The organism is Mesorhizobium sp. P2_D1 (genome assembly GCF_056404455.1).
Window position 1 is genome coordinate 1 of the sequence record NZ_JBFUDZ010000075.1, and the last position, 21,667, is coordinate 21,667.

Here is a 21,667-nt window from a genome sequence, read left to right on the forward strand (position 1 = left end):
GGTTTGAATGGCCCCGGCCCGAGCTTCGATGCCAATGATTTTTCGGCCGCCATCAGCCTGGATTTCAATGCCGCCAAACACTTCCAGTTCGACAATGAGTATGGCCTGAACCTCGGCGTTTTCGCCGGTTATGCCTCGACCGATGTCAACCTCGGCGGGTTCCGGGGATTTGACGCCATCGGAGAAGGCACCAACAAGGCCGGCATGTTCGGCGGCTACGCGCTGTTTCGCAAGAACTACGACTACGCGCTGGTCTCCGCCTCCGGCTTCATTGGCGGAAGCGATGTGACGAGCGGCGTGCTCGGCACCACGGGCAGCTATGACACCGAGGGCTATGCGGTTACGGCATCGGTCGGCCACATCTTCAAGCTGAGCGAGCGCACCCGTTTCGATCTGCGCGGCGGCCTGCTTGGCGTTTCGTTCCGTGGCGATCCCTACACCGACAGCGGCGGCAACGAGTTCGGCAAGAGCCGGCTTTCTTTTGGCGCGATCAAGTTCGAGCCCGGCATCTATGGCGATTACACGCTAAGCAACGGCATGGTGATCAGCCCGTATGCGCGGGGCGAATTGCAGCAGCGTTTCGGCTACAAGAACACGACCGAAATCGACACCAGGGAGATCGACTTCGACGATGCCGATTTTTCCGCCGCGCTGTCGACCGGCTTCAACCTGAAGGTGTCGGAGTTGACCACCGTCAACGGCGAAGTCCGTGGCAAGGCGTCGTCCGACAGTTCCACCGTCGGCGCCAAACTCGGAGTGAAAATCGCCTTCTAGCTAATGCATGTCGCCCAAAGTGGCCCGGTTTTGGGAGAACGACATGAACGACATGCATAAAACGCTTTAGTGTGGCGGATCCGAAATTCGTGTCACCTGGAAATGGCGCACCGCGCAATCAGCAGATGCTCGCCAAGCGAGAGCAAGTGTTCTATGCTCTCCATCGACACCGCATGGTCGTGATGTCGATACGGAAGTCTGTTGTCATAGGCAGGGGGGTTCCATGTTCGAAGTCGTCGGATTCTGGTGGAAGTCACGGTCAAGAAGCCGGCTCGCCATAGAGACGCTTGGCTTGATCGTTGCGCTTTCCGTTTTGCTTTTGCCCGGACTGGGAAGTGCGAACGCACAGCCGAACTGGACGCTCGATCCGACCGCTTCGGTACTCACCTATCAGTCGGTCAAGAAGAACACGATCGTCGAAACGAACAAGATCAGGAATATTTCCGGCAGCCTCAGTTCGGCCGGTGATGCCAAAGTCTCCTTCGACCTCAACTCGGTCGATACGGGGGTCGACCTTCGCAATGTCCGCATGCGGTTCCTTTTCTTCGAGACATTCAAGTTTCCGACCGCTGAATTGACCGCAAAGGTGGATCCCGCGGCATTTGCCGACCTGGCGACCAAGCGGCGTGTGAAAGCCGTTCTTCCATTCCGTCTCAACCTTCACGGGGTCGACAAGGATCTCTCGGCCAACATCGTGGTGACCATGATCAACGACAACATGGTGTCGGTCGCGTCGGAGGCTCCTGTTGCCGTGCATGTGGAAGATTTCGGGCTGCTGCCGAACGTCGACAAACTCCAGCAGGCGGCCAATGTGACCAATATTGTTCCGACGGCTTCGGTGTCGTTCGATTTCGTGTTCACCGCTGACGGCAGCAAACCTGCCACTGTGCAAACCGTCGTGGCGAGTGCTGCCGACGTCGGCCCTGTCGCCACCGATGCGGCGAAGTCCAACTTCAGCGACGAGGAGTGCCTCAACAGGTTCGCGGTGCTGTCGCGCACCGGAGCTATCTATTTTCGAACGGCGAGCGCGCGGCTCGACAGCCAAAGCCGCCCGCTGCTTGCGGAGGTCGTCGGTGTCGTCGGCAAGTGCCCGGGCCTCAAGGTCGAGGTGTCCGGACACACCGATTCCGATGGGTCGCCTGTCGAGAACAAGCTCTTGTCGGAGCGCAGGGCTCAAGCCGTTGCCGACGCCATTGTCGCCGCGGGCATTCCTCGCACGCAGATCACGGCGACCGGCTACGGCGAAGATCATCCGGTTGCCGCCAACGACACGCCGAAGAACAAGGCGCTCAATCGGCGGATCGAATTTTCCGCCACCAAGCTCGTCAACTGAGGAAGGATCTGTTGTCCCGGTGAGTTTCGATCTGATTGCCCGTTGCGGTGGCCTTATGCGCGGCATCGGGCTTGTCGCGCTGGCACTGCTTTTGACGTTGTCGGCTGCCAGTGCCGAACGCCGTGTTGCGCTGGTCCTTGGCAATTCCCAGTATCAGCATGCCCCGGCGCTGACCAATCCAGTCCGCGACGCCCAGGCCATGGCCGAACGCCTGAAGAGCCTGGACTTTGAAGTCGTTTCCGGCTTCGATCTGACCAAATTGCAGACCCAGACGACGATTGCACAGTTTGCAAAGCAGGTTCGCGGCGCCGACATCGCCCTTTTCTTCTATGCCGGCCACGGGTTGCAGGTTTCAGGCAGCAACTACCTTCTCCCGGTCGATGCAGCGCTTGAGGACGAGACCTCGCTCGACTTCGAGGCGGTGCCCGTGGATTTCGTTCTAAGGCAGATGTCGCGCGAGACCAGCATAAGGTTGATCTTCCTCGATGCCTGTCGTGACAACCCGCTTGCCGAGGTGTTGGCAAAGACCGCCGGCGTCAAGGGAGCAAAAAGCGGCCTTGCCGAAATCCCGATCGAGAACGGTGGCGCCGGCACGCTTGTCGCGTTCGCCACCAGTCCTAGCCAGGTCGCCTATGACGGATCGGGCGAACACTCGCCGTTCGCTTCGGCGCTGCTCGCGCATATGGGCGAAACCAATGTTTCCATCACCGAAGCGATGAACCGCGTTACCGCCGATGTCTTCAAGGCAACCGCCGGCAAGCAGCGTCCCTGGATCAATGTCTCGCTGACCACCGAGGTCGTCCTGCACAAGATCGATCTCAACGCGCCGCTGATCGTGGGCGAGGCGACCGCTCCGCAACCTGAAGGCGGCTCGGAGGTGCGCAACGCCACGGCAAATCCGTCGGGCTCCGGTGACGACGCCCAGCTGGCACTCAATGTGCTGCGTCAGAAAATCCCGAAACTTGCCTCGGACGACCCCATCTTTTTCAACCACCCTATCGATTTCGGTGATCCGGAAATCGACGGCAAAAGCATTGCCGAGCTCATCAAGAGCAAGCCGCGCTTCAGTCCGGTGGAGGGATTGGACAAGTCGGTATGGGAAGGCAAGCACTGTGATGGCTGCCATCAATGGAACGAGGAGCGGCTGTGCGAACAGGCGAAAAATTTCGCCGCCAACGATGTCTCTGTCTTGCGCCTGCAGCATCCGCTTGGAACGCGCTTCAAGGTGGCGCTGGCCAAATGGGCTCAAGGCGGCTGCAAGTAAGGCAGGATGGGTGACGGACGCTGTGACGCTCTAATATGCATCCGCTGATTGGCGCAGCGCCTCGATCTCTGCCATCTGGATGCCCATTTCGACAAATGCCGAAAGAACGGAAAAGCGGTCCGCGAGCGCGACACGTGCCAGTCCGGCCAGAATCCCGGCATTGACTGCATGGGCGGCAGGAAAGGGTTGCAAGGCCGATGCCATCGTCGCGGCCCTGGCCGAACCATTGTCGCGCCATCCCGCCGCCAGGGCAATCCAGCCGACTGGCGTTGTTGGCGGTGTCGCCGCGGCTGTGCTGACGGCTGCCCGAAGGTGGGGACTGTCCGGTTCACCCACCCAGTCGCGGACAAGCGCGAGCAATTCGTGATCGCTCTCATCGAACAGGTCGGTCAGGTGGCTCAGGCATTCATGGGCCCACCAGACCGCGGCCCGCTCGGGAAGCAGGTAGGCACAGAATGTAATCGCTTCCTCGGGAACGCGTCCGGCGAGGAGGCCGCGGCAAAACTCGATCGGTTGCTGTTCGGTTGGAGGGGTTCTCATGTCCCGGGCAATAGCGGGACAAGCCGTGAAAAGATCCCGTGCCGTTTTGAATCGGAGCCCATTGGCCATGACCGCCGCGCTTTCATCGAGGAACTCCGGCCACTCAAGCCCCAGGCGCGGCGCGGGTCAAGTCTCAACCCGTGACACGGCAACAACTCTCGGCATTGTCGTGCCCCCAGCGTTTGTCGACAGACAATTGCCTGGGAATTTGGTATGATCACAGTCGCTCGAAATCTGGTGCTCAAACAGGAGGAGCCGCTATGCAGTGGAGCAGTTCAGCCTTTGTGTTGGCGGTCGTGTTTTGCTCGACCCACGCTTTCGCCGACCCCGTTCAGAAATCAGAAGACATTGTGAAGTTTTTTGCCGGTGCGGCCGATCTCGGCAAGTCGCGAGGAATTTGTGTCGGCTCCGAGGAGGAGTGCAAAAGCAAGAGCAAGGCAGGCGACGCGCCGGGAGAAAAAACCGGCCTCGACATGATGATCAATTTCGGCCTGGATTCGGCCGAACTCAACCCGACTGCGCGCGCTGAACTCGACGAGTTCGCCAAGGCCCTGAAGGACAACCGGTTGAGCAAGTTCAACTTCGTYGTCGAAGGCTACACCGACGCCACTGGCACGGTGCACTACAATGAGGGTCTGTCACAACGACGAGCGCAATCGGTGGCAGCATTCCTGACGGCCAGCGGCATCGACACAGCACGCCTCAACGCGATCGGCATGGGCGAAAAGAATCCGCGCAGCCCCAATCCGTACGATCCGGTGAACCGCCGCGTGGAAATGCGGATAAAGACGCAATAGCCGCCCAAACCACGGCGGTCCTTCGAATGTCGGCTGTCAGTTCTTGAGCACGCCGCCCACGACCACACCGGTGCCGAAGATCAGCGCCTTGGTGAGGAAGTCGTTGTTGTCCTGGCGCGGCGGAAGATAATCCTCTCGCGCTACGGTCTCACGGTTGCGCCGCTTCTGAACAACCTTCTGTTGTTTGCGAGGTTTCTGTGCCACCGGCCGCGACGTGCTGACCTTCTGCACCATCTGCTTTTTCGGCTGCGCCGCACGGTCTTGATCGGCGGCGTATCTGGCGCGCACGCCTTCCATCATCGGATCTGTCTGGATCACGAGGAACGCAAGTTGCTCGCGCGTCAAATAGCTGGTCTGCGGGAGACCGTTCTTCGCTTGCCAGATGCCGATCGCCTGTCGGGTCTGAGGGCCCATGTTTCCGTCGATGCGCCCAAGCTCATTGCCCAACGCTTCGATGCGCAATTGCAGGTCGATGCGCCCCTGGCGATCGAGGCCGATCGCACTTTCCGTCAACTCGGTGCCCGGTGTCTGCTCCATCGCGTCCGGAACGCCGACCGAGGTGCGCACGGTAGAACCGGAACTGGCGTTCGCCTGGTCCGCATCGAGTGCCGCGACCTGCCGATTTTGGGCCTTCGGGTCGTTCAATTCGTTGATGCTCAACCGCGCCACGGTGGCGAAGCGACCGTTCGGAAACTGGTCGAGATAGGCCTCGTAGAACGGAATGGAACTGCGCTTGGAAGCCTCGTCCCAAAGGCGTTGCTCGACTTCCCACGAAGGGGCATCACTGGCAGCAGGGACAGCAGCGGATGTCGCCGCGGCGTTCGATACCCCGGCCACGGGATTTGCGGCAGGCGCGGCTGGCGCGACGGGTTTGCCCAGGAAAACCTCGCGTCCGAGCGATGCGTTGTGCCAGGGCCTCTGGCGACCTTGCGTGGTCTCGGTCACTTCGCCGCGCACGCGCGTCAGCGCGCCCTGGATTTCGACGCCGGGTTCGGTCAGATGCCTGGCGAGCGCCGTTGAGTACGGACTGTCGGCCCCGTTGCCGTCGAAAGCGATGGCGCCGGGATCCGTTGCGTAGGCAATCAGGAGGCCGCCGGTTCCGATGCCCTCCGATCTTGCTTCGACCGGCGCCAAACCGGTGCCCAACGAGGTGGAACGGCTCTTCGGCATCGAGGCGGCCAACGTTCTTGCCAGCGGATTGTCGCGGCATGCATCGAGGATGATGACGCCGACCGCCGGGTCGGGCGGCAACGCAGCCATGAAGTCGTCGATCTGAATGGTACGGGTCTTGAGATAGGCCGGCGACGTCAGGTCGGCGTCGACCGGTATCAGGTAGTTCTTGCCGTCGACCTGCATGCCGTGACCGGCATAGAAAATGACCGCGAGGTCCGCGTCATAGGATTGTTCGGTAAACCGGCTGATCAGACTGTGCATACCTTGATTGTCCTGGTCGACCCCTTCGATCACCTCGAACCCGGCATTGCGCAGCGTCGATGCGATGAGATGGGCATCGTTGGCGGGGTTGGGCAAGGTAACCGCATGGACATAATTGCTGTTGCCGATCACCAGCGCGACGCGCTTGGCGTTGGGCGCGGCAGCCTCGGCGCCGGCGGCAGCCTGGGCGCCGAATGCGGCAAGGAAAAGCAGGACAATCCCGCTCAGAGAGACGGCGAACGCTTTCATGGATCAGCCCTCCGCCCACCGGGGCGCGCTGTTGATGTCTGCACATGCCAGGTTTCGTCAGCGACTGAGTCGCCTCTGCCAAAAAATGGCTCCTGGGCGTATGTGATCTTGACCGCAGTCCTGGTTCACAAACGGCCCGAAAAAAATGTCCATGGTATCAATTGGCAGCACGAACACCTGAGAGGCTCGTGCCGCGCCGGCAGGTTCAAAGCGTATTCTGTGCCGAGCTTATAAGGGCCGTGATGGCCTGCTTGTATTTTTCGAACTCCGGCGATGTCTGGCGGATCTCGGTGGTCGTTGTCTGTGGGCCGGCGTCGGTGGCCACGCGGCTCAGCCTTTGGCCCATTTTCCTTTCGGCCCAGTCCACCACGTAACTGGCTGTCTTGCCGGTGAGGAACGGGTTGGCCTGGATGACGGCTGATCCGAGCACAGCGCTCAGCTGCGCCGAACCCGTCGCCGACAGCACCTGATGCGCGCCTTCCATGCCCAGGAAATGACAGAGATACAGCCGGCCGGCGGTGATCTGGTGACCGCGCGCCCGAAGATAGGCCTCGCCTTCGCGCGCCAGATTGCGCACCATCTCACGCGAGATCGTGGCGTCGTAGCGCAGAGCGAGCAGGTCGGCGGTCGACAGCGTGCGCGCCAGTTCCGGGCGGTAGGTATTCATCATCCTGATCCAGGTCTTGGTTATGAACTGGCCGGCGCCGGTCGCTGAAGAATTTGGATTCTTGGCGCGAGCGCTGCCACCACTTTCGACATGGACGATACGGTCGGTGAGCGTTTCGACGGCGGAATCGTCCGACGCGATCGCGGTAACCGTGCCCAGGGGGTCGATGGCCTCGCCGTTCTGATAAAGTTCGAAATGCAGGTGAGGCCCGGTCGAGAGGCCGGTGGTGCCGATGTAGCCAATGATGTCGCCGGCTTTCACCTTGGTGCCGACACCGGCCGCGATGGCAAATTTCTGCATGTGCGCATAGCGCGTCTCGCGCCCGTTTCCATGCGAGATCTTCACCAGATTGCCATAGCTGCCGCCATCGCCCTGGAAAGTGATCTCGCCATCGAAGGCCGCTTCGATCGGCGTGCCGACGGGCGCCGCCCAGTCGACGCCCTTGTGGATGCGAACGGTCCCGAGGATTGGGTGCTTGCGTGGCCCGAAGGTGGAGGTCATGACCCCGTTGACCGGCGTGACCATGCCGTTGGTGACTGTCAGCGAACGAACCAGATCGTCACCCGTGACGCACGCAAACTGGCCGTCGCTCTGCCGGAAGACGAAACAGTCCAGGCTCTTTTCGGTGCCCTGGACGCCCACATACAGCACTCGCCCGGCACCTTCCTCCTTGCCGCGCGGCGTCTGCGAATAGATCAGCACAAGACGCTGGTCCTCGCTTGCAAAGGCGTCCAGGTCCTGTCCTCTCGAGAGATACATGATCGCTTCGCCGATCACCCCGGTCGGAACACTGTTGCGGGCTGCTGTCGAGTAGATCGCGTCAAGCAGACGGTACTGCCTTTTGTGCGTGCCTTCCGCCTGTGCGCCCGAATAGTTGAACAGATCCTCGCGGACCCAGGGATCGACGCCCGACACGAACGCGCCCGCGGCATTGCGCGTCAGCGTGCCGACAAACACGTTCTTGGCATAGATCGAAACCTGCATGAGGGACATCGTGGTCGTCTCGCGCGTCGGCCTGAAACCGCGCATGGCAACGACATAACCCGGTTCCAGACCGTCCCGGTTGAAAAGCGCCTTCAAGGCCTCGCCTGCGAGCTTGGCATCGTCGGCGGAGAAATGTGCATCGAGCGCAACGCTGTCCAGGCTGCGGTCGTTGAGGATCTTCACGAACGTGTCTTCGGTCGCCTCGAACCGTTGATACTCATTGGTGACGACTGCCACGCTTGTGTTGTTTTCGATCTGGGTCTTCTGGAATGCGGGAAGGGCGGCGTCGCCCGCATCGATCGTTTCACCCCAGCCGGCTTCGGGATCGTCGGCATCCGCCTTCTGGTCCGAAGCTGGCGCGGGTTCCCCCGCCGCGGGCGATGGCTCAAGATCGTTTTGCAGATCGCCGGTTGGCGCGGCAGTGGTCTTTCTCTGCGCCTGGAAGAAGGCAAAATCCTCCTGCGTCGACGGTATCGTCGTCATGAATTTTTCGCTGGCGCTAAGCATGACGTCGGACAGGATTTCGATCTGGGGCGAAACGTCGGCTTGATCGAGTTCCGCCGGGCGCGGGATCACGCGGCCCTTCGTTGCGGCGCCGGCATCGGGCGCGAGCGTGATCCACATCGGGTCCCCGGCCAGGTCGATAATGGCGGGCACGTAGACAGACGCATCGGCCGGCACATCGTCCACGCCTTCGACCGCGTGCAACTCCTCGTCTTCGTCGCCGAACGACCAATAGTCCGCGGTGAGATAGAAACCGGCGGCGATCGAAAACAGGACAACCACCGCGAGGCCGGCCAGGAGCCTGCGCCAAAGCGTGCGCCTGCGAAGGGCAGCGCGCGCCTGCTTTTTCTGCCTGAAACTCGTGTCGATATTGTGCGTCACGGATTACTTCCAGTCAGGAAGAAGGTCCACCGCACCTGTTCAAGCGTGTCGACTTCGAGAAATTGCGCCGCTATGTGGCCGCGCTGCCAGCATTCGTCGATGCCGCGTATCGAGAAACGTCTTCGCTCGATGCACATTTCGGTCGATCCGGTGAGGATCGCATGGCCGAACACGTCCGTTGCATAGATGTAGATGTAGCGGTTCGTCAGTTCCTCGCGGATGACGTTCACGCATTGATTTGCGCCGATGGTCCACCAGCCGTCGGTCTGGTCCGCATTGTCGACCTTCTGGCCGACGGCGAGATTGACGACATCGAGCGTCTGGTTGCAGACCGTGAATTCGGCGCGCGCCTCGCCGGATGACAGCACGGCCAGCAGTGCGGCGCCTGACAAGACCGCAAGCCTCATGCGGCCCGTCAGGGCGAGCAGGGCGGCTCGAATCGGACCACGCTGCTTTATCGGCAGGTCGGCAGACGATTGCGGCAAACACGAGCGGGGTTCCATCGGGCGCCCATGCTATCCGCCGAGCCGGAAATACTTGGCCGTGGCTGAGAACTGAGATCCGTCGGTCTCGATTTCTTCGAGAATCTTGGGGAGCAGCACCGAGGCTGGTGTGGGCGTGGAGAACGCAGCCGCCCGAATATCCTTGGGGCCGGTGATCACCATTATGATCTGCGGCACCGCCTTTCCGGCGGCCTGGTCGGCGGCGCCGAGACCGATCGGGATTCTGAAGGTGACCTTGTCCGGTTTTACGACGACGCGCTCGTCGAGATTGAACACCATGCCTTTGTGATCGATCAGCAGCACGCTGGAAATGAGCCCGCCACGCGTCACCAGCGTGCCGCTGATCGGCGTACCGTTCGGCACCGACGTCCGATCGAGAACAAGCTGCGGCTTGTCGGCCGCGGTCTGCCCCAAAAAGCGCAGAAAGTTGGTGACTTCGCATTGGCTTGGTTCAATGAGGCGGACGCTGATATCCGGCTCGACATGGAATCTTGCCTGGAAATCGCCAAGCATCCGCTCGAATGGCTGAACCTCCGTTCCAAATCCTTCGATCGCGGCGGCCTTGTCGGTTGCCGACGTCATGGTGGCATAAAAACAGTCGCCGCCGCCGAAGTCGCGAACCCAGGAGACTCGTTGCGCGATGTCATCGACGATCGGAGGAACCTCCGGCTTGGGCACGTTCAACCCGACGACAGGCTGGTCAGGCTGTTTGGCTACCGGTGGCGCAGGTTTTTGGCTCTCGGTGTTCGCGACATCCGGCTGGCTTGCCGTGGGTTTGGGCGCCGGCACGGTCGCCTCGGGTGCCGGCACGGTCGCCTTGGGCGCTGCCGGCTGGCTGATCTGTGGCTCAGGCTTTTGGCTCTCGACAACCTCTGGCTGGGCCGGCGGCGGCGTCGAGACCTTCTCGGCTGCTGGCGGGGCTGGAGCAGTCGAGACCGGCGGCGGAGCCGACGTTTGACTGTCGCTGGCCATCGTATCGGGCTGGACTGCCGGCGACACCTTTTCGGGTGGCGGCTGCGCCGCCGTTGCGGATGGCTTCGGGGGTTCTTCGGTCTGCGAGGGGACTTCGGCGGGCTTGGCCGGCTGCGGCTTTTGGGCTGCGGTAGCATCTTGCTGGTTTTCAGCCGGTGGTGCGCTAGACTCCGGTTGCACGGGCGGAACTGGTTTTGCCGGCTCAGGGGCGGTCCCGGCATTGTCCGTGGGTGCCGGCTTTGACGTTTCTGGTGCGGGCTTTGATGGCTCTGGTGCCGAAAGCGATGGCTTGCCGGCCGTCGGCATCGCTGGCGTCATGAAGCCGCTGAGATACAGGCCCGCGCCGGACGCGACAGCCAGCGTCGCCAAGGCAGCGATCGCGATGGTTCGGGTCTTTGTGGATTTTCCAGGGACATCAGCCGTGACCGGACGTGGTGAGCCGGCGAGCGCCGGAGACCGCGGTTGGGACAAATGCGCGGGCCGCACATGCGGGACGAAGGGCTGCCCACCTGAACCTGTTGCCGTTTCGGTGTCGTGCCTCTCGACGTGGGATGGCCGGCCCTGGGTCTTGGTGTCGGGCGAAAGGGTTTCCCCGGTTCGCGGCAAAGCCGGCCGATCGCGGGGTGTGATCGAAGTCGGCGGCGTTGTCTCCTCACTGTCGTCACGGGTCATCCTGGCGATTTCCGCCATGCTGATCGGCCGGTCTTGCGGATCCGGTTGCAGCATGGCTTCGACAATGTCGCGAAAATCATCGTCGATGTCGGAGAGATCAGGCACGGTCCGACGCTTTTCGATGACCTCGAACTGCGACCCGCTCATGTCGATCGGTTTGCCGCGCAAGGCGGCCACCAGCACCAGCCCCAGGCTGTAGATGTCGGACTGCTCGCTGACGTCGCCGCTGTAGAGCCCGAGCTGTTCGGGTGAAACGTAGTTGTACTTTCCCGCGAATTTTCCGCCGATCAAGGTCTCGCCGCCCACGGTCGCCGATCGTGCGATACCGAAATCGATGATCTTTGCGCGGTCGACCCGGCCCCCCGGCAGGATGATGTTGTCAGGAGACAGGTCGCGGTGTATCGCGCCCGCCTGATGCACCGCGCTCAGACCGGACGCGAGGCGATGGCAGAGCTTGCGCACCTCTGCCGTCGGCATCGCGCCACGTCGCATGATGTCGAACAGCGACTCGCCGTCGACGAATTCCATCGCAAGGTAGGGACGGCCGATCCCGGGATCGATCGTGAAGACGTGATACCGCACGACCGCATCATGGGACAGGCGATTGAGGATCAATGCCTCCTTGCGGAACAGGGACAGGATCGTCTGGTCACGGGCGAACTCGGGCAGGACGATCTTGATCGCGACGTGGTCGCCGGTCTGGATGTTATGACCGCGGTAGACCTCCCCCATGCCACCGAATGCGATCCGCTCATCAAGCTCGTAGATGCCGCTGAGTTGCGTGCCTACGGCGGTGTTGGCCATGCCTCCCGATATTCGCGTCTTGTCGTCGGCGCTCATCGGCCTCAACCTCCCGCTTTGTAGAGATCTGGACGTGACGATTGCCCATCGCGCCCGTCGCCGATCTTCACAAGCACGATCGTCACATTGTCAGTGCCGCCACGCGCCAGCACCGTTTCCAACAGTTTTTCGCAGGCCGCCTGAGGTGTCGCGGACACGGTCGCCGCCTCGATCTCGGCGTCGGTGACATGCGCCGTCAGCCCATCGGTGTTCAGCACAAAAATGTCCCCCGGCATGATTTCGCCTTGCTGGAAATCGATGACGATCTCGTCGCTGACGCCGACCGCATGCGTGATGACATTGCGGCGCGGCCAGGTGCGCGCTTCGCTTTCGCTGATCATGCCTCTGTCCACGAGCTCCTGAACTTCGGTATGATCCTTCGAGATCTGCGAGATCGAGGCGTTGCGGATCAGATAGACGCGGCTGTCACCCGCCCACAGGCAGGCAAACCGCCCATCCATCGCCAGCAGGGCGGCAACAGTCGAGCCGATGGTTATGCCGCGGGATTCGGATATCCCGCGGATCTCGGCATTGGCCCTGCTCAGCCTGTCCTCGAAGCGCGCCCGAAGATCAGGTGCGGAGCTGGCAATGCCGATCGTTGCCAGATGATCGACGATACTGGCCGAAGCGACCTCTCCCGCGTCATGTCCACCCATTCCGTCGGCTACCACCCAGAGACCAGTTTGTGGCTCGACCAGATAGTTGTCTTCATTGAGCTCACGGACACAGCCTTTGTGGCTTACCCCGAAGCTCTCAAAGGGAAGGGCGACAGTGTTCACTTTGCCACCAAGCGCTTCTCAAGCGTCCTCTGCGGCGCACTTTCAGGCGCTCGCTAGTGTTACTTTGCCACAGGCTCGAACATTAAAGTATCGAAAACTAAGATCTCTGCGTGGTCTGCGGATCCCCATCTCAAAACGCTTTCGGACAGCTGAACCCGGAAAGCGCGGGGAGCAAGAAGGGGTTGGTGCCGGAGCCTGCCTGGATCGTATAGGTAACGTCGCGGCCGCCGATCACGAAGCGTGCCTGCATATTGCTGTCGCTGCCGATGACGGCAGCCTTGTCCAGAAGCCGCTTCAGCGCCCACGGCCCTTCGAACTTGATGGCGGATTCGCGGCCTGGCATTTCCGGCGTCAGGCTTAGACTGGCGGACGCGGACGATGTACCGATCGGCCAGGTCACGGTGCTTGGCGCGTTACCTGTCTGGTTGCTCTGGACGATCTGACCATCGACATCGAGTATCGCCGTATCGGCGTCGCCATGCAGCGAGAATGGGGTGAAGGTGACGCTGACCAAGGGCACTGAACCGCCCGATGGAAAGAAGGCGCTGCGGATGTCCGCCGCCAGCTGGAAGTCTTTCAGGGTCGATTTCGACAGGTCGCGTCCAAAGCGCGCATCCTGTTTCCAGCTCCAGTCCTGGCCGGTCATGTCGATCAGCGATGCGAGGTTTTGTGCGAAGAACCGGTCCATCAGCCCGCCCGGCGCGAAAAGTTTCGCGAAATCCGCCATGGCAACATCCTCGGTGCCGTCGCCGGCGAAGGGATACCGGCCGTTGATCGCCGCCTCACAGGGAGCCGTCACCGTCTGGTCGAGCATCTGGTTCAAGTTTGCCACCGAGGTTTCGGCGACGTTGCCTTCAAACTCATCGGCCGTTGCGTTGACCATCCGGCCAAGTTGCTTGGGCAGACGCGAGACATTGGCGCGAAGGGTGGCTATCTGCAGCTGCAGGTTCGTATTGACGCGCTCCGTCTGCGAAGGAACTTCGGCCGCCAGTTGCAGGCTCTGATAGATATCGCTGAAGTTCTGGGTCAGGGCATCGATTGGGCGGTGTCCGGCAGGGCCGTTCACCAGGGCCTGGAAGGGTCTGAACTGCGCTTCAATGTTCGCACCTGGATTCGGGTTCTGTGTGTCGGCCGCCCTTGTGCCGGCGCGACTTTGCGATTTGCCGGTCGCGATTTGTATGCCGATGCGGGCCAGACCCTTGCCCAGATCTGCGGCGTGCCCCGGCTGGTTTTGAGCCGTACCTGCTTCTTCGGCGCCAGGACCGTTGCCGTCACCAGGGTCTCGCGTCAGCGCTGTTTCGTTGGCGATCGCCGCAAAGAGCTGGTTTATCGGCGAGGTCGGGGAGGCAGCGGCAGAAAGCGCGATGTAGTGCGGCTTGTCCGTCAGCATCGCTTTGAACTTCAACTGGTCGAGGACGCTGTTCCACGCGGCTGCGAACTCCTTCCCGTAGCGATCGAGAAGTTCGGGGCCGAGCTTGAGCAATTGCTGATCGATGTCGCCTTGCTCACCGCCTCCGCCGAGAACCCATTGCTCGTCGACAAGCATCTGCGCAATGCGCGAAAGTTGCGGGAGATAGAAGGTGTGGAAGCCGGCATAGGTGTAGATACCGGGAACACGAAGGCCTGACAGATCGCTGCCGTTGATGCGCTCGAACAGCACTTGCGCTTCCGGGCCGCCTTTCAGGGAAACAGAAAAGTCGTCCAGTGCTGCCGCGTATATCGCTGACCGGATCAATGCGGACGCTCGATCGGCAAGGCTCATGCGCCCGAGAGAACGTTGGGCGGCTTCGACAAGCGGCTGGTTGAGTTCGAAAACCGGATCATAGGCGTCGTCCAATGCCAGCATGGCGCGCAGGTGCTTTTCGAGTTGCTCCCGTCCTTCTCGGTTGTTTTCGCCTGGATATCGGTTCTGCTCCCAATCCTGCTTCATCCAGGAAACGATCAACGCGTCATCGACCTTCGGCGCCTTGCCGCCAAGCATCAGATAGATTTTCAACGGTTCGTAGAGCGCGACGGGATCAGCCATCTTGGCCTGGATCGTCCGCTCGGCCTGGATCAGCAGGCGTGATCGGAACATTCGTTCCAGCCCTTGCCGATAAGCCGTTTTGGATGCCGAAAGAAGTCTCTCCCGCTGACTGAGGCCGAACGTCTCCTCGATCGGAGTCGGCAAGTCACCGGTTTCGAACCCGGCCGGCAGATCGCGCAACTGGTCGAGCGGCCCGATGACGTTTTCGAGGTCGACATCGGTCACCGTCGTGCTTTCGAGCAAGGGTGCCGCCGTCTGGCGGTACTGGCCCATGGCCAGACTTGTGGAGGCGATCAGCGACCGGTTGGCCGCGACGCTCAGGCCGAGCGTACCCAGTGCAGCAGCAGCGACCAAAGCTATTGCGCCGAGGCCGCCAAATCTGGCGATCGCTGCGCGCCTTGCAGCCGCTTTGTCGTACGAAACCCATCCGGATTCGGCAAAAATGACGTTCGTCAGCAGATCATGCAGAAAGAAGCTTTTGCCGGTCCCGGAAAGGTGAGGGCGGGCGTTGCTGCCGAAATCGCGGCCGATTGCGCCCAGCACCTGATCGATCGGCGTTCCCTCTTGCGTGCCTGACGAAAAATAGAGTCCACGCAGGCTCACATTCACCTGGCTGCGCGCCGGATCGAACAGGCCGGCGACAAGACTGGTAATTCGCCCCCGCAGCGCGCCGAACTGCGCCGGAAAGCCAAAGATGGAGATGCGCGTGAGCGGATCGGCCTCGTCCTGGAGGCGGTCGGCCATCTCGTCTGCCAGTCGGTTTGCCAGCACGTCGAATTCGGCAGGAGCCTCGGCGGCCATGTTCCTGTCGCGCTCCGCCGTCTGGAACGTCGCGCCCCACACTTTTCGCCTGCGCGGTTCGTCGAAATCGCCGAAGTAATCCATGAACCCGGAAACAAGATCGGCCTTGGTGAAAAGCAGGTAGACTGGAAACTGGATCTTCAGCGTCTCGTGGATTTCCCTCAGGCGGCTGCGTATCTCGACGATGTGGGCGTCGAGCTGCTGATCGTCGAAGCTCATCAGGTCGGCAAGGCTGATGGCAAGGATGACGCCGTTTATCGGTTGTCTGGTGCGGTATCGCTTGAGCAGCGACAAGAAGGCGAGCCAGCTCTTCCTGTCGCTCTCGGCATGGGAGTCCTGCGTCGTGTAGCGTCCGGCGGTGTCGATCAGCACGGCCTGGTCGGTAAACCACCAGTCGCAGGAGCGTGTTCCGCCAACGCCAGCCACCGGCTGGGCGTCCCCCGAACCGGCAAGCGGAAAGTTCAGACCCGAATTGACCAGGGCCGTTGTCTTGCCGGCACCCGGCGGGCCTATGACGACGTACCAGGGGATCTCATAGAGGAAGTTGCGCTTGCCGCTTGACCGTTTGAGCGCCGCCACGGCCTCATTCATCCGAGCTTCGAGCACCCGCGAATCGTCATCGCGGTCGTCATTGTGTGCGACGACGGTCTCGAGTGCCTTTTGCGCCTTTCTCGCTTGCCAGAAGCGCAGCCCGTAGAACAGCGCCAGCGCCGCCACGATCACGCCGATGATGGTTGCGCGCAGCCAGGCGGGCCCCAGTGGCCGGGTATCTGCGAAGCGGATCAATGGCCCGCCAAGCCACACTGCCGCCGCGAAGCCGGCCAGCGCGATAACGCTGAACATCCGCAGCAGCCAACGCGTCATGGGCGCTTCCAACAGGCCGTGCTCACAATGTTTCCTCCCTGGGGATCATCACATCGACACGGCGGTTCTTGGCGCGGCCTTCCGGCGTCGCATTGTCGGCGATCGGTTCGTCCTCGCCCTTGCCATCGACCGTCAGTCGCGAGGGATCGCTGAATTTCGGTGCCATCATCGTTTCGACAGCCTTCGCCCGGGCGACGGAAAGGTCGAAGTTGGATTTGAACGGGCTCGACTTTCGCGGTTTCACATTGTCCGTGTGGCCGACGATCCGGATTTGCCCGGGCTCGGGTTGCAGCGCCGCGGCGATGTCGGTGGCAATGGGCTGGAACTCCGGCTTCGCCTCGGCCCTGCCGGACTGGAACAGCAGGACATTGTTGATTTCCAGCACGATGAAGTTGCCCTTCGTGCCGATGGTCAGCCCGCCGCCTTCGACTTCCTTGGCCAGTGCTGAACGAATGCGATCAATCTGCGCGGTGGCTGCAGGTGGGGTGGCTTTCACCGGCTCGGCCAATGGCGCCACGCTGGCGCGCTCGATGGCGACTGGTGTCGACGGGTTGAGTGCCAGCAATTCACCGGCGGTGGCGTCGCCCTCATTGGTGATGAAGACCCGCAATGCAAAAAACGCCGCTGTCAGCAGCGCCGTCGCCGCTGCCGCAACGACCCAGAGCGGCAGGCGGGCCGACGGCTGCGCCATCGTCGCCGCCAGGCCCTGCCAGCGCGGCGAGATGTCCGCGCCTGCACGCGCCCTGAAATAGCGAAGCGTCTCGTAGACGTCGCGTCGAACGCGTTCGAGATTGTTGTCTTCGCGCCTCACGCCTCGGTACTGGCCCTCGAAACCCAGCGACAGGCAGGCATGCATCAGTTCGAGCAGGTCGTAGTGCGTCTCGGGATTGGCCAGTATCGTGTTCAGGGCTTCGTAGAAGCCTGTGCCGGTGATCTCGGTGTGAAAGAACTGCCGCAGCATGGCGTTTTGCGCCCAGTCGTCGCTCTTGGGCCAAGGCAGGTTGCCGATGAGATCGTCGGCGGTTTCGCACAGAGCAAATTTCGCGATCCGCGCATCCTCTTCGGGAACGCCGGTCTTCTCCATCGTTCGGTCGAACTTTTCGATCGCGTCGGCGACATGTTGCGCCAGGGGCTCCGCTTGTCTTTCCACGGGCATCATCCTGAGCTGCCCGAACAGCATCAGCAAAGGTGCCGCCGCCGCGAGAATAGGGTTTGCCGCGGCGTATTTGACCGTGTCCGCGGCGCCGAACAGGATCGCCTGATCGACCGCCCGGGCCGGAGCGGCGGCGGAAGAGGCAGCACCTGCCGCGGCGCCCAAAGCCGCACCTTGATAAATCACGGTTCCGGATGCCCAGCCCGGCGGTGTATGCCGCCCGACCCCAGGATCGAACACCGTTGAATCCTTGACCGGAGAGGGTTGGCCTCCGTCAGCGGCAGGTAGCTCGGGAACTGGTGGCGATTTTTTCTCGCGCCGTGGACTTGCGCGAATGACGGTCTTGCCCGCCAGGCCGAAGGGATCGTCCTTCGAGCTCATTGCCGACCGTCCGTGCAGGCGGTGTGGCCGCGATCGGGCGAGATGGGCGCAAAACGGTTGCTGGTCAGGGAATGGAAATACGATCCCCGCCGGCCGTGGCAGTGTCCGGAGGACGATTGACTGGAAAACGCTATCCCACCGTCACATGACATTTGCCGCAGACCCCCAGCTCAATGAGTCTTACCCGCTTGGCGAACTGTCGTACGTGATCGTAATCTCAGAAATCGTCGATTGGAACCGGATGCCAGGGGTCGAAGGGACTTTTCTTCGCCGACTGCTGTACCATGCGTTACTTGGCCATCCGTTTTCTGGCCACGCGTTTCTTGGGATCGCCTATTTTTGCTTGTCGGCTTTGGCGTACGCCTCGCTGAAATAGGCCAGGAATATGTCCAGCATGCCGTTTTCGTGTGCTTCCTCCATGGTCCGCCATGTCGCGACATAGGCGTCCCAGGCCTGGCTCTTCTTCGACGTAAACGACGTAGGCGGGAGTTTCTTGCTGATCGCCTCGGGCGACAGGTCGTCAAGCAGGCGGGAGAGCGCGGTTTGCATGGCTGCATAGGTGGCAAATTCGTGCGTCTTGAGATCGTGGAATGCATCCTCGATGCTGCGCCTGGCATCAAGATAGCCGGCCCTGCGACGGGCGAACATGATTTCGAGGATGTCGTCGGTCCCTGGAACGAACTTCAGCGGATTGTTGTCCGCGGCGCTGATCATCGTTCGTTGTGTGCTCTTGGCCAACGTTTTCGCGGCCGCGCGGGCTTTCAGCAGCAAGGTCAGTTCTTCGACCACCGCCCGCAGGACCGCGCCGATTTCGGCGGCAACTTCATGCGGGTCGCGCAATTGAAGCAGTTCCGGCGAAATGCCGGCTCCGATTGCGATCTCCCGCAGCACCTCGTCCCTGGTCGAGGGCAGCGGTGTCGGGGTCGACGAGGACGCCGACGCTGGGATGCGCTGCCCGGACCGTTGCTGCGCAGGCTCGAAGAAAGCCCCGCCTCCGAATTCCAGCGGCCGGCCCGTCGCGACCGGCATTTCCCGCGGTGTCGAATTTTGGTTGGCTTGGGGATAGCCTGCCGTGGCGCGCTCCTCGTCGATCGACACGACGATGACATAACGGCCGATCAGCATCCTGTCGCCATGGCCCAGCCGATGCGGGCCGGTCATGCGCTGGCTCGATCCGTTGATGAAGGTCCCATTGCGCGAGACATCGTGCAGCCAGAACGCGCCTGCCTCGTACAGAACCTCGCAGTGCCGGCCCGAGATGAACTTGTCGGGATCCGGCAAGGTCCAGTCACAAGCATCGCGTCCGATTTCGAAGCCGCGATCGCGCGCTGCGTAGCCGGTCGGGATGCCGGCGGGCAGGGCGTCGACATTGCTGATTTGCAGACTGATGTACATCCAGGATCGCCGCGGATCGTTGATCGATACTGCACCATTCTAGCAGTTTGCGCGTAGAACAGCACAGCCGCGTTCCGAGCCGTTGCTTCGACAGGGCAAGTTTCAGGCGCCACCGGCCCTCTTTGGTCCGCAGGGCAACATGTGGTAGGCTCCAGATGGCCTGGTGCGACGGGTCGAAAAAGTTCCTCAACAGAGTGCGGGAACTTCAATCCTTCGCGCCGGCGGCCGCGTCCAGGAGGGGCACGACCCATGCCGAACGAACGTGCCACGGTTGTGCAGACACCGGTTGGCGCCGACCTGTTGACCTTCACGCATCTCATCGGGCGCGATGAGATCAGCCGTTGTTTCGCCTATACGGCCGGGTTCGTAAGCACGGACCCCAATATCGATCCGCTCAAGATGCTGGGTGGTCCGGTTTCGGTCGAAGGCGAGTCCGATCCGAAACGCTGGTTCAGCGGCATCGTATCCGAGTTCCGGCTCACCCGCATCGAGGACCGGCTGGCCTATTACGAAGCGGTTGTCAGGCCGTGGCTCTGGTTTCTCGGCAACACCACCGATTGCCGTATTTTCCAGAACAAGAGCGTCGTCGACATCGTCAAGGACATCTTCAAGAAATACAGCGTGGCGGAATTTGATCTGCGCCTGCAGGGATCCTACCCGCCGCGCGAATACTGCGTGCAATATGACGAGACCGATCTGGATTTCGTGCAGCGACTGCTCGAGCATGAAGGCATCCTGTATTTCTTCGAGCACGACGAGGGTAAGCACACGCTTGTCCTGGTCGACGCGATGAGCAAGCTGAAGCCTGCGCCGGGCTACGAGAAAGTGCCCTATCATTTTGAAGGTCAGGGTTCCCGGCGCGATGTCGAATACATCACCGAATGGATACCGGGCAGTTCGGTGCGCCCGGGCGCCTATGCCCACACCGATTATGATTTCAAGAAGCCGGGCGCCGACCTCATGGCCAAGTCGACCCAGCCGTTCAGCCACAAGCTGGCGGCGGGCGAGAACTACCGCCAGCCCGGTGCGCATCTCGAAATGGGCCGGGGCGACAGCCTGGCCGCGATCCGCCGCGAGGAAATCCAGGCCGTGCACCAGCGCATCGCCGCGGTCGGCACCGTGCGCGGCCTCTATTCGGGTTGCAAGTTCACGCTGGACGGTTTTCCACGCGAGGACCAGAACCAGGAATATCTGGTGGTCAGCGCCGAATACAGGCTGTTCGACCCGGGCTACAGAGCCCTTGCCGACGTCGACAGCGAGAACTTCCAGGTGATCCTCGGCGTGGCGCCGACCGCCGTGGCCTATCGCCCGTCTCGGATCACACCACGGCCAATCATGCGCGGACCCCAGACCGCGACGGTGGTCGGACCATCCGGCGAGGAAATATTCACCGACAAATATGCCCGCGTGAAGGTCCAGTTCCATTGGGATCGTCTGGGCAAGAAGGATGAGAACAGTTCCTGCTTCGTGCGGGTCTCGCAGACTTGGGCCGGCAGCGGCTGGGGGTTCATCCAGATACCGCGCATCGGCCAGGAGGTGATCGTCGATTTCATCGAGGGTGACCCGGACCTGCCGATCATCACCGGCAGGGTCTACAACGCCTCCCAGATGCCGCCTTACGGTCTGCCGGGCAGCGCCACGCAGTCCGGCTGGAAGTCGGACTCCTCCAAAGGCGGCGGCGGCTACAATGAGCTGATGTTCGAGGACAAGGCCGGCTCCGAACTGGTCAATTTCCAGGCGCAGAAGGACCACAACCTTCTGATCAAGCACGACCGCACCAAGCTCGTCCAGCACGACCAGTCCGACCGCATCGACCACGATGCCAAGCACTCCGTCGGCCACAACCTCGACGAGGACGTCGGCAACAACAAGACGGTCAAGGTCGGCGTCGACCAGACCACGAACATCGGCTCGAACGACACCGAGACGGTAGGCGCCAACCGTTCGTTGACGGTCATGGCCAACGAGACCATCCATGTCGTGTCGAACTCAACGGAGAACATCGACGCCAATCATTCCCAGACGGTGGGGATCGTCCAGACGATTACAGTGGGGGCGGCTCGCATCGATACGGTTGGCGCTGCCGAGACCCGAACAGTGGGTGGCGTTCAGACCAACACGATCGGCGCAGCCCGCTCGGTCACGGTCGGCATCAGCCAGAGCCACACAATCGCGGCGTCCGACAGTTGGGAGATCGGTGCAGGCCAAAGCATCCAGATCGGGGCGGATCAAGGAATAAAGATTGGTGGCGGTCAGTCGGCAGAAATCGCCAAAAAACGATCCACGAAGATTGGCGAAGACGATGCAACTCAGATTAACGGTGCGCATGAGCAGAAGATTGGGAAGGGCAGCCT

14 protein-coding genes are annotated in these 21,667 nt (G+C 61.7%); 5 read left to right on the forward strand and 9 right to left on the reverse strand.

What is annotated here, in order from left to right; all coding sequences use genetic code 11:
- The 3 genes from AC1D0I_RS29900 to AC1D0I_RS29910 all read left to right on the forward strand — a co-directional run.
- The coding region (locus AC1D0I_RS29900) for an autotransporter domain-containing protein (protein ID WP_477399630.1) at positions 1–774 on the forward strand (774 nt) is incomplete at its 5' end.
- 223 nt (positions 775–997) lie between these two features.
- Complete coding sequence (locus tag AC1D0I_RS29905) at positions 998–2,107, forward strand: OmpA family protein (RefSeq protein ID WP_477399632.1); 1,110 nt, start codon at positions 998–1,000, stop codon at positions 2,105–2,107.
- Between the two features lie 19 nt (positions 2,108–2,126).
- Positions 2,127–3,371, forward strand: a complete 1,245-nt coding sequence (locus AC1D0I_RS29910; protein ID WP_477301015.1) for a caspase family protein — start codon at positions 2,127–2,129, stop codon at positions 3,369–3,371.
- Between the two features lie 30 nt (positions 3,372–3,401).
- Here AC1D0I_RS29910 and AC1D0I_RS29915 read toward each other — a convergent pair whose 3' ends face one another.
- On the reverse strand, positions 3,402–3,980 hold the full coding sequence (locus tag AC1D0I_RS29915; protein ID WP_477301013.1) for a DUF6931 family protein: 579 nt from the start codon (positions 3,978–3,980) through the stop codon (positions 3,402–3,404).
- A 191-nt stretch (positions 3,981–4,171) separates the two neighbouring features.
- Between AC1D0I_RS29915 and AC1D0I_RS29920 the strand changes: the two genes are divergently transcribed.
- A complete protein-coding gene (locus AC1D0I_RS29920) occupies positions 4,172–4,708 on the forward strand; it encodes an OmpA family protein (RefSeq protein ID WP_095080743.1) in 537 nt (178 codons plus the stop codon).
- Between the two features lie 36 nt (positions 4,709–4,744).
- On the opposite strand, the gene AC1D0I_RS29925 is transcribed toward AC1D0I_RS29920, so the two are convergent.
- The 8 genes from AC1D0I_RS29925 to tagH form a co-directional block, all read right to left on the reverse strand.
- A complete protein-coding gene (locus AC1D0I_RS29925; RefSeq protein WP_477301011.1) occupies positions 4,745–6,391 on the reverse strand; it encodes a caspase family protein in 1,647 nt (548 codons plus the stop codon).
- Between the two features lie 205 nt (positions 6,392–6,596).
- Positions 6,597–8,927 (reverse strand): M23 family metallopeptidase, encoded by a 2,331-nt coding sequence (locus tag AC1D0I_RS29930; protein ID WP_477399634.1) that lies wholly within the window; start codon positions 8,925–8,927, stop codon positions 6,597–6,599.
- On the reverse strand, positions 8,924–9,334 hold the full coding sequence (locus AC1D0I_RS29935; protein ID WP_167391941.1) for a DUF1036 domain-containing protein: 411 nt from the start codon (positions 9,332–9,334) through the stop codon (positions 8,924–8,926). Before AC1D0I_RS29935 ends, AC1D0I_RS29930 begins: the two co-directional genes overlap by 4 nt.
- A gap of 108 nt (positions 9,335–9,442) precedes the next feature.
- Positions 9,443–11,914: a serine/threonine-protein kinase gene (locus AC1D0I_RS29940; protein ID WP_477399636.1), complete on the reverse strand. Its 2,472-nt coding sequence runs from the start codon at positions 11,912–11,914 to the stop codon at positions 9,443–9,445.
- Positions 11,915–11,919: 5 nt separating this feature from the next.
- Positions 11,920–12,693, reverse strand: coding sequence for a PP2C family protein-serine/threonine phosphatase (locus AC1D0I_RS29945; RefSeq protein ID WP_477301005.1), 774 nt, complete (start codon positions 12,691–12,693; stop codon positions 11,920–11,922).
- 130 nt (positions 12,694–12,823) lie between these two features.
- A complete protein-coding gene (gene tssM, locus AC1D0I_RS29950) occupies positions 12,824–16,384 on the reverse strand; it encodes a type VI secretion system membrane subunit TssM (protein WP_477399638.1) in 3,561 nt (1,186 codons plus the stop codon).
- A 22-nt stretch (positions 16,385–16,406) separates the two neighbouring features.
- Complete coding sequence (gene tssL / locus AC1D0I_RS29955; RefSeq protein ID WP_477399640.1) at positions 16,407–17,918, reverse strand: type VI secretion system protein TssL, long form; 1,512 nt, start codon at positions 17,916–17,918, stop codon at positions 16,407–16,409.
- Between the two features lie 333 nt (positions 17,919–18,251).
- Entirely contained in the window at positions 18,252–19,313 is a 1,062-nt protein-coding gene (gene tagH, locus AC1D0I_RS29960; RefSeq protein ID WP_477399642.1) for a type VI secretion system-associated FHA domain protein TagH, read from the reverse strand.
- Positions 19,314–19,562: 249 nt separating this feature from the next.
- Here tagH and AC1D0I_RS29965 point away from each other — a divergent pair.
- On the forward strand, positions 19,563–21,667 hold a 2,105-nt coding region (locus AC1D0I_RS29965), incomplete at its 3' end, for a type VI secretion system Vgr family protein (RefSeq protein ID WP_477399644.1).